Here is a 2,038-nt window from a genome sequence, read left to right as displayed (position 1 = left end):
GCGCTACACCCAGCCGGCGAACTCGAACAGCATCTCGCCGTCCTCCCGGTCCCCCGCCGCCAGGTGCCGCAGCCCGGACTCCACCGCACGGTAGCGCGCCCACCCCCGCAGCCGTTCCTGGTCGAGATCCAGGGAGTCCGCCAGACGCCGCAGCCGCCGCCGCACCTGGGCGGCGGCCCCCGGCGAGGCGACGAGGTCGTGGAGCCGGTCGCGGGCCAGCCGGGCCAGGTCGTAGGCCGGGTCGCCGACCAGCGGGTGCGGTCCGACGGCCAGCCACGGTGCCCGGTCGGCGGGGGCGGCGAGGACCGCGCCCTGCCGGTAGTCGCCGTGCAGCAGCACGCCTTCGCCGGCGTCGGCGAGCAGCCGTTCCCGTGTCGTCCGCGCCTCGTCCACCAGCGGTGCCAGTTCGGCCGGCGCGGTGGCGAACAGCGTCTCGACGGCGTGCCCGGTGTGTTCGGCGACCGTCGGGAAGGGGTGATCGCCCGGCGGCACCCACAGGCGCCGCAGCACCGACACGGCTTCCAGCGCCGCCTTCTGCTCGGGCAGCGAACGCAGCGACACCTCGCCCTGGAGGCGTTCGAGGAGCAGCGCGCCGGCGTCCGGGTCGGCGCGCAGCAGCCGTACCGCGCCCAGCCCGTCCCAGCGGGTGAGTGCCGCCGCCTCCGCCGCGACCCGCCGGGGCCCGAGGGACGACAGCTTCAGCGCCGCGGGGGCGCCGTCGGCCTGCTCGACGAGCAGTACCAGGCTGTCCCGGCCGCCGGGTGCCGCCAGCCGTACCGGTCGGAGCTGCCAACGGACGATCAGGTCGTCGGCCACCGCGGCCACTTCACGCAGCCAGGGGTGGGCGCTGCCCAGGTTCCTTACCAGCCGCTGCGGGGGTTCGAGGCGCGGGGGGTGGACCATTCCGGTGAGGTGCCTTCCCTGGTCGGCTGCGGGGTCTATCGGTTCTGCGACCCGCCGCGCTCGGCGAGCCCAGGGAAGGCTACGCCGCCGCCACGCCAGCGTGTCGCGCGGACCGCCGCTTCCCGCAGCGCGGCGGCCGCGTCCCGTCTGCGGCGGCCTTCGGTGGCGCGCACGAGGTCGGCGTAGGCGCCGGCGACCCGGTCCTCGATCTCGGCGGCGAGCCGCCGCGCGGTGGCCGTGTCGACGACGTCGAACGGCAGGGCGTAGCCGGCGAGTGCCGGCGGCGGCTCGCCGCCGGCCCGCCGGATGGCGCGCACGAGCTGGTCGCGTCTGGCGCGGTGCGCGTCGTAGGCCTCGCGGGCCTCGCGGCGGCGCTCCTCGCCGACCCGGCCGCCGACGACGCCGTAGCCGTACACCGCGGCGTGTTCGGCGGCGAGCGCGGCGGCCAGCGCGGTGCTCGCGGGGTGGGTCTCGTCGTCCGGGCCGGTGCGCGCGTTCGGGCGGGTGTGGAGGGCGGTTCGGACCATGGCTTTCAGGCCACCTCCGGCAGCAGTTCGGTGAGCAGGTAGCCGTGGGCGGCGCCGGCCGCCGCGACCGAGGCGAGCAGCCGGGCGGTCTCCGGCGCGGCGTCCAGCAGCGCGGTGGTGTGCCGGTCGGCGGTGGCGTGTTCGGCGTCGGCGAGCGCCCGCAGCGCCGCGCGGGCGTCCTCGGGCACCGGCACGGGCGCCCGCCCCTCGGCGGACTCGCTGGACGCCTCGGCGGCCGCGTCCGTGCCCGGCGCGGCGGGGGGTGTGCCGCCGAAGGCCTTCACGTGCCGCGCGACGGTCTCGCGCAGCGGTGCGAGGGCGGCGGCGAGCGCGGGGTGCGCGGCGCCGGTGGCGTCGTAGCGGTCGAGGAGCGCCGTGCTCTCCCGGGCGGCGGTGCGCCGCAGTCGGGCCTCGGCGGTGGGCGCGGCGGCGGGCCGCGCGGGCTCGCCGCCGGAGCAGCCGGTGGCGAGCAGGGCGGCGGTACCGGCGAGCGAGGCGGTCAGTACGGTCCGGCGGGACGGGTTGGACGGCACGAGGGGCACTCCACGCGAACTACGGCAGGGCCTTGGACGGGACGGGACGGTAGCGGACTGCGGGCGGTACGGGGA

General features: G+C 78.4%; 3 protein-coding genes. All 3 read right to left on the bottom strand.

Annotated features, from left to right (window positions below; all coding sequences use genetic code 11):
- Nucleotides 1-3 precede the first annotated feature (3 nt).
- Genes GL263_RS25605 through GL263_RS25595 form a run of 3 tightly spaced genes read right to left on the bottom strand, consistent with a single transcriptional unit; the run spans nt 4 to nt 1,972 of the window.
- On the bottom strand, nt 4-903 hold the full coding sequence (locus GL263_RS25605) for an aminoglycoside phosphotransferase family protein (protein ID WP_182858120.1): 900 nt from the start codon (nt 901-903) through the stop codon (nt 4-6).
- Between the two features lie 35 nt (nt 904-938).
- Nucleotides 939-1,430 (bottom strand): DUF4439 domain-containing protein, encoded by a 492-nt coding sequence (locus GL263_RS25600; RefSeq protein WP_182858119.1) that lies wholly within the window; start codon nt 1,428-1,430, stop codon nt 939-941.
- A 5-nt stretch (nt 1,431-1,435) separates the two neighbouring features.
- Nucleotides 1,436-1,972, bottom strand: a complete 537-nt coding sequence (locus tag GL263_RS25595) for a hypothetical protein (RefSeq protein WP_182858118.1) — start codon at nt 1,970-1,972, stop codon at nt 1,436-1,438.
- Nucleotides 1,973-2,038 lie beyond the last annotated feature (66 nt).

This window comes from Streptomyces durbertensis (genome assembly GCF_014156695.1).
GTDB lineage: Bacteria > Actinomycetota > Actinomycetes > Streptomycetales > Streptomycetaceae > Streptomyces > Streptomyces durbertensis.
This window is presented reverse-complemented; position numbering and strand designations above follow the sequence as displayed.